The organism is Thermogutta sp., from assembly GCF_014359955.1.
In the GTDB taxonomy this organism is placed as follows: domain Bacteria; phylum Planctomycetota; class Planctomycetia; order Pirellulales; family Thermoguttaceae; genus Thermogutta.
The window spans coordinates 1-7,060 of the sequence record NZ_JACIYL010000171.1 but is presented as its reverse complement, the minus strand read 5'-3'; the positions used below and the strand labels follow the sequence as shown (position 1 = coordinate 7,060).

At 59.1% G+C, this 7,060-nt stretch carries 5 protein-coding genes; 2 read left to right on the top strand and 3 right to left on the bottom strand.

Features of this window, described 5'->3' with window-relative positions:
* Nucleotides 1-320: hypothetical protein (locus H5U08_RS07315; protein ID WP_297031711.1), on the top strand; the 320-nt coding region annotated here is incomplete at its 5' end.
* A 237-nt stretch (nucleotides 321-557) separates the two neighbouring features.
* Here the strand turns inward: H5U08_RS07315 and H5U08_RS07310 are convergent.
* Nucleotides 558-1,835 (bottom strand): hypothetical protein, encoded by a 1,278-nt coding sequence (locus tag H5U08_RS07310; protein ID WP_297031710.1) that lies wholly within the window; start codon nucleotides 1,833-1,835, stop codon nucleotides 558-560.
* A 114-nt stretch (nucleotides 1,836-1,949) separates the two neighbouring features.
* Entirely contained in the window at nucleotides 1,950-3,986 is a 2,037-nt protein-coding gene (locus H5U08_RS07305) for a sigma 54-interacting transcriptional regulator (protein WP_297031708.1), read from the bottom strand.
* Between the two features lie 597 nt (nucleotides 3,987-4,583).
* Between H5U08_RS07305 and H5U08_RS07300 the strand changes: the two genes are divergently transcribed.
* Nucleotides 4,584-5,963 carry a DUF1598 domain-containing protein gene (locus H5U08_RS07300; RefSeq protein WP_297031706.1) on the top strand — a complete coding sequence of 460 codons (1,380 nt, stop codon included), beginning with the start codon at nucleotides 4,584-4,586 and terminating at the stop codon, nucleotides 5,961-5,963.
* A 114-nt stretch (nucleotides 5,964-6,077) separates the two neighbouring features.
* Here the strand turns inward: H5U08_RS07300 and H5U08_RS07295 are convergent, their stop codons facing one another.
* On the bottom strand, nucleotides 6,078-6,890 hold the full coding sequence (locus H5U08_RS07295) for a class I SAM-dependent methyltransferase (RefSeq protein ID WP_297031705.1): 813 nt from the start codon (nucleotides 6,888-6,890) through the stop codon (nucleotides 6,078-6,080).
* Nucleotides 6,891-7,060: the final 170 nt, after the last annotated feature.

Sequence of the window (7,060 nt, the reverse complement as noted above, 5' to 3'; positions counted from 1 at the left end):
GGCACGGAGAAAAAAGTATGAGCAGAAAACAGAAATTAGAAGCTCTCTTGGGTCGCGCGTTTGAAATATACAAAGATGGTCAAGAAGATGCAGACTTTCGGCAAAAGCAAGCTGATTTCGTTTTCCACATGACTGACTGGCTTTCGGATTTGGAAACGCTGTGTAACTTGGTGAGAAACCCCGAAGCGTGGGACGCCGAGCAAACCTGTGATTTCTTGATCGGGTTTCTTATACATGTGATCCCACACCTGACCACTGCTGGCAAGCTCCTTCTCGGTGAGATACCAAATCCGTTTGATGATTCTGCTACAGAATTTTAAGATGGGATAGGAGCTTTCAGGGAGCAGCCACCATGGTCAACCACCTCATCTATGACGCCTTCGGCAGAGTTACCGGGGCGAGTCATTTCTGAATACACGGTTTCGTGATCTTCGTCGGGTGGCCCTTCATTCGTGCTGGTACGTTTCGCGTTGTGCGATCACGGATATTTACTCAGTTTTACAGCGACGTCGCAATTTGAAACGCTTTCTGAAGACGTTATCGCCCCGGTTTTGGGCCTACGTGGCGGGGGTCCAGACAAACCGAAAACTCACGTCGTCGGCTCCCTGCAGCGTCTGTCCACCTTCGTCTTTTTGATTGGGGCCCACCGAGTAAATGACGCACCGGTCATTGGCGGTCAGCACATGGAACGGGGTTCCGCTGTACGGATCCAGGACCACGTCTTTGGGCAGATTGAGTTTATTCGGATCGAGCAGTTGTTGCCCGGATTCCGGTATTTTCTGAATACGCGTGTTGAGGATAGCCAGAGCGACAAGGCACTCCCGGCGGCGTGCTTCCACGGCAAAGGCCTCGTTGACGCAGCGACGCACGGTGGGAAGGACCATTTTGACCGCATCGGCTTCGACAGGGAGACCGCTGGCATCGAGTGCAGAGGCGACTGCCGAATAACTCGCCTGTTGAACGCCGTTCACAAGCCGCTCGAACAAATCGAGATAGCGCAGGTACAACCGGTTCCAGCGGTAGCGCGTCCACAGAGAATCGTGTCCCGGATACCGACTCAGGAGGCTCAATCCCAGTGCCCGGTCGGCGACCACCGCCCGAGCGCACCACTCAAGGGGGTGCGTGTCCAAAAGGGGCTGGCGGAGAACGGCCAGCTCTTCGACCTCCTTGGGGTCACGCAGAATCACCTCGCAGAGATCGATCGTGTTGGCTTCCGCCTTGAGAGCGGAATTACAGGGCATGGTTCCTGGAAACGCGCGAATCCACTGGCCCAATTTTTGTGAAAATTGCGCTGCTCGAAGGACCTCGGGTGTGTTTCCGGATTCGCCATGGAACAGCCCCCAATAGTGAAGCATCCTCGCAACGAGATCCGCGTCCTGGGCAGCACGCACGCACCACTTGAGGTGGTCTTCCGGAGTGGGTTCACTCGCCGGGGAAACGGGTGCAGGGGGATTTTCCAGAAATTGCGCCACCAGATCGAGAAACTTCCCGTGTTTCTGGAAGGCTTCGGCGATACGCTGCCGTCCTGCCTCTGTGAGATGGCCGTTTTCGTCCATGAGGGCGGGGGCGTAGGAGTTTTCCACAATCTTGCGAATCTCGCTGGCCTGAGCCACGACCTCGGCAAATCGCGTGTCCTGCGGTTTTTCGCTGCCGGTGCCCGTGGAACGCCACAACTCTTCGACGGATGTGGGTTCGCCCACCTGCCGCAGAGCTGTCAGCCTGGATTCGATTCGCTTGTCGCTCAACGTAATGAGCCAAACATAACCGCCGGCAGCAATCAGCAACAGGGCGATGATAAGGCCTACGACCAGGGCCACACGCGTTGCACGGTGCATCGTTTCTTGTCCTTCTGGTTGAGTCAACCAACGGAGCAGATATGCGAACAGATAACAGTATATTCCCCAAGGGACAAATGCAACGCCCTGGAAGCCGCGGGCGAAAACCGGCCGTCAGCGTGGAGTCTGCTTCTTCCCCAATTCATCCAGGCCGTAGCGGCGGATCTTGCGTTCCAGGGTGGACCGCTCGATGCCAAGGATCTGCGCTGTTCGGCTCTTGTTCCAATTTGTGTGTCGCAGGGTGGCCAGGATATGGGCCCGTTCGAGTTCCTCGAGAGAGCACGGCCGATATCCGCGCTCCTGGATGAGCGCCTCGGCTGTGTCGCCGGTGGTCGGCAAGGTGGAAAGCAGCAGATCATCCACATCGATATAATCCCCACGACAAAGCACCACCGCTCGCTCGATAACGTTTTTAAGTTCCCTCACATTTCCCGGCCAGCGGTAGGTTGTGAGCCGTTCCATGGCCTGCGTGGTGAAGCCTTTGATCTTGCGGCCGGTTTCTTCGCGGAATTTGTTGAGGAAGTAGTAGGCCAGCTCGGGAATGTCTTCGATCCGTTTCCGCAGCGGTGGGACAACGATTTCCAGTACCCGCAGCCGGAAGAACAAGTCCCTGCGAAATCGACCCGCAGCCACTTCCTGCTCCAGGTCGCGGTTGGTGGCGGCGATGACGCGGACGTCCACCTTGATCGGCTTGCTTCCGCCCACTCTTTCGAACGGATGTCCCTCCAGCACTCGCAAAAACTTGGCCTGGATGCTGGGGCTCATCTCGCCGATTTCGTCGAGCATGAGCGTTCCCTGGTGGGCCAGTTCGAACTTGCCGATTTTGCGTTCATAAGCGCCCGTGAAGGCGCCTTTCTCGTGTCCAAAGAGTTCGCTTGCCAGAAGTTCCTCGGACAACGCGGCACAGTTGATGCAGACGAAGGGACCACCGCGCCGGGGGCTGGAGTAGTGGACCGCCCGGGCGACGAGCTCCTTTCCCACGCCACTTTCTCCGCGGATGAGGACCGTGGCTTTGGTGGCCGCTGCCCGAGCGATTTCCTCGTTGATTCTCCTGATCGCTTCGCTTCGTCCGACGAGCTCGCTGTGGACGCCCAGCCGCTCGCGAAGCTGCACGTTCTCCGTCTTGACCTGCGTGAGATTCTCGGCCAGCTCCTCCTGGCGATTGAGGTTGGCGAGAGCCACGGCGAGGGTGTCCGCCGCTGCCAGCGTGAACTCGAGATCCTCCGGAGAAGGACCGCGGCTGGTGTCCGTGGAGTAAAGATGGATGACGCCGAGGGCCCGTTTCCCCTGGCGCACCGGTGCGCAGATGACACTTGTGGCGTGAATCTCCCCGCGACTATCCCGGCTGCCGATGGCGCTGTCGTCGAGGACGTTGCGGGCCAAAACCGCCTCCCCTTCCCGGAGCACGGTGCTCGCCAGAAAGTTGGAAACGCGGTGATAGGGCCATTGCGATGTTGTCTTGGAAGCGACCACGTGAAGGTCGCTGCCGGTGGGGGTGCCCACGAAATCGCGAGGCACCAGTAACACGGCGCCCCCGTCCACGGCCGTCATTTCAAACAGGGCTTCCAGCGTGAGTTCCGCCATGCGGACGGCCGTGGGTGCCTTGCCCAGCTCAAAGGCGAGGCGGCACAACCGCGCGGCGGCCCGGCCGGCTTCTTCGAGGCTGAGTTCCTCCCGATTCTCCGATTCAAGAAGCCTGGTTCGGTTCCGCCGATGGGTGATGGTGGTGGGCTCGTATTCGCCGAGAACCTCCTCGTCGCTTTCGGACTTGGCCGTCTGAGGCCCCTGTGGGGCCTCGGCAAAGGCCTCCCGTCCGGGGATGGTGCCCGTTTCCGGAAAAGCGTCGCTGAGATGCTTGACGAAGACGAGCTGGGACCGCCCGATGCGAATCACATCGCCCGACTGGAGGGGCCAGTCCGTCTTGATGAGCTGGTTGCCGACAACGGTGCCGTTCCGACTCTCCAGATCGCGGATGACCCACCGGCCCTCGGACATAAAAACTTCGGCGTGGCTGCGGCTGCAGCGCTCATCTTTGATGACGATCTGGTTTGTCGGCGCCCGACCAATCGTGATCACCTGGCCTGGGACGAGACGAAACACGTCCGTCCACTTCGAGCCTTCACGGATGACGAGGTAGGCAACGTCCGACAATGGTCAACCCTCGCTCTTGTTGCTGCAGGGTGAAAATCGCATAACAAAACCGCTCGGCATTTTGCCTTCTATCTCTATTCTAATGGTTTTCCCCGCGAACCGGAGCGCATTGCCGGGCTGGCTCCAAGGCGAAAAAACGCGTCGGCCCACAAATCATGTGGGCTTCCCAGCGGAAACAGGGCCTTTTAGGGGACAAACGGCGGCCTCGATCCCCCTGGGCAGCGGTCGGAACGAGGGAACGGCGGAGTCTTCTGCTTTTCCACCGTCTGCCCGCTCTCCTGGAAGGCAGCCCACCTCGGCGAACGGAGCGACCCCCTGCATAGCTGGAACTTTCTGGCGAAAATCGGCAACCAAAAAGGGGATGCAAAAGAAAGTTGAAAACCCCGCGGCAGCCAATTAGCCTAAAATTGTAGTGACCTTGTGTGGGAAAATGGGCGATATGGCGGGACTGTCCAGGGAAGGATTCCCGCGGAACCGGCAAAATCGGCGGAGCTACTGTTCTGCTCAATGTGCTGACGCGTTTCTTTGAGTGAGCGAAGTCGCCGCCTTTATTGTGACGAAAAGTTTACTTTACCGCGTGGTTTGGGAGATTTTCGTATGATTCGCGTGCGGGGAATCGGTCGTTGGGTGGGCTTGCCTGCCATCGTGGCGGCCCTGCTGACTTCGGGCGTTTGGTCGGGCCTGGCCCGGGCACAGAACAACAATGTCGGGGGCGCTGTACTGGCAACCCGGGCGGTGGGAGGGGTCATCATCGACCAGTCCGGGGTGATCCGCTCGGCTTCCCGGCAGGATCTCCAGGAACTGGCGCGAACCTGGCAGCAGTTCCATCGCGATCTCCCCGAGGAGTTTCGTCGGCCATCAACCAGTCGGGCCGTCTCTCTCAAATACCTGGACGCAGAGCTTGCCCGATCCATGCGGGAGGGAACGCCCCTTCCCGAAGAGGTTTGCTTCCTCGGCGGCCTGACGCGGATCGATTACGTGCTCGTTTATCCTGATAAGCAGGACATCATCATCGTGGGGCCTGCCGAACCCTGGCGCCTTCACGAAAAAGGATACCCGGTGGGAATGCAAAGCGGCAAACCGATCATGCTGTTGGATGACCTGGTGGTGGCCTTGCGGGCGGCATTCCAACCGCAGCGGACGGTCATCAGTTGCTCCATTGACCCCACGGCCGAGGGCATCCAGCGGCTTAACGCCTTTGTCCGCGCACGCCGGGGAAATGTGGATCCGGTGGCATTCGCCCGGGCGCTCGAAGAGGCCATTGGGCCGCAGGTTGTGACCCTGACGGGTGTGCCGGAATCCTCTCACTTTGCGCGTGTTCTTGTGGCGGCCGACTTCCGCATGAAACAAATTTCAATGGGTGCGGAACCCGCTCCCGTGCCGGGACTGCCGAGTTTCGTTTCGCTGGTAACCAGTTCCGGTTTCCGGCCGAACAATATGATGCCTCGCTGGTGGCTTGCACCGGACTATGAGCCGCTTGCCCGTGATGAAGCGGGTCTAACCTGGAAATTCCAGAAGGCGGCCGTCAAGACGATGGCCGAGGCGGATCTCTACAACAGCCAGGGTGAGCGTGTCAAGACCCAGGAAGCTGCCCCCGTCTATCGTAAATGGGCGGAGCTGATGACCGCCCGGTACGACGAACTGTCCAAGGCTGATCCGGTGTTCGGGCAGGTTCGCAACTGCATGGACCTGGCTACCCTGGGTGCCCTCATAGCGCAGGAAAGACTGCTCGACAAGGCTCAGCTTTCCCTGCCGGCCCTTCTGGGTGAAGACATTGTGACCACCGCCAAACTGACCCCTGCCCGTCATGTCTCCCCGACGGCCGTTTTCGCCCGGATTCGCGGTGGCACGATGTTTGTGACCGGCGGTGTGCAAATCAACGCTTGGGAAATCGCCTCGCACCAGGTGACCCGGCCGGAGCTTGCTTCCACCCGAGCGAACCTCCCCGTTCCCAGTGGAAGCTGGTTTGCGAATTGAGGACCGCAGGTTCGGCAATTCCTCAACTTGAGAAAATCACGAGGCGTGGTCTTTATGAAGATCACGCCTTTTCATTTTTTTGCCAGGAAAAAGCGATATTCTGCTCGTTTCGAGTCACGTCGAGCTTGGACGCCGGCATACGGCGATCCAACCGTTGGCACGCATCCACCCGAAAAACCACGGGAAAGGCAGGGGCTCGCGCCTCCCCACTGCGAGGGGAATGAGCTCCTCGATCACCAACCCCGCACTCCGTAGATCCCGAACGAACTCCCGGCGGGTAAAGGCGTGCACGAAAACGTTGGGGATGCCGTGGTACTCAAAGAACTTGTCCCCAAATTCGGTGCGGCGGAGGATACGGGCCTCCACCCAGTGGGGGATCAGCCAGTCGCGGCCAGCGGGTGTCAGGGCATGGAACCACACATTGTGAACGTGGACGATGAACTTTCCGCCCGGTTTTAAAATCCGTGCCACGTGTCCCAGCACCTGGCGGCGCGATGGCCGGCCGCGAACCATCCCCAGCGTGCTGAACAGACAAAGACAGTAATCAGCGATGGAGTCTTTGAGACATCCCAGCTCTACTATATTCGCTTGAATTTCCCAGACGGCGCAGCCTTCCTGTTTTGCTTTCTCGCGGAGACGGAGGAGCATAGGTCGGGAAAGATCGACCCCGATCCCGGTAAATCCCCGCTTGGCGAGAGGAATGAGTGCCCTCCCCGTGCCACAACCCAGGTCCACCACCACGCCCGGCCGACGACAGTGTCGGGCGATGACCTGCTGATCGAAAACGGTCAGGTCGTTTCCGGAAATGGTATCGTCGTATTCGTCGGCAATGTGGGGGGCCTGGGCGTACTCCCAAACGCCTTTGGGAACTCCGTCAGGCAGTTGCCAACTGGGAAGCGAACTCATGACATAAATTACTGTGGACACGTCGCGCTCCCGTTGTGTCGTCCCCACTTTTCCTCTGCCGTCGGAGAGAAACCCGAAGCTCGCCGAGACCTTCGGCAGGGATGAAAGTCAGTTCGGAGGGACCTGCCTGTCAGATCCGCATTGTGACGTTGGACAATCCAGATCATGGACCGATCTTTCTCCACGCAGTT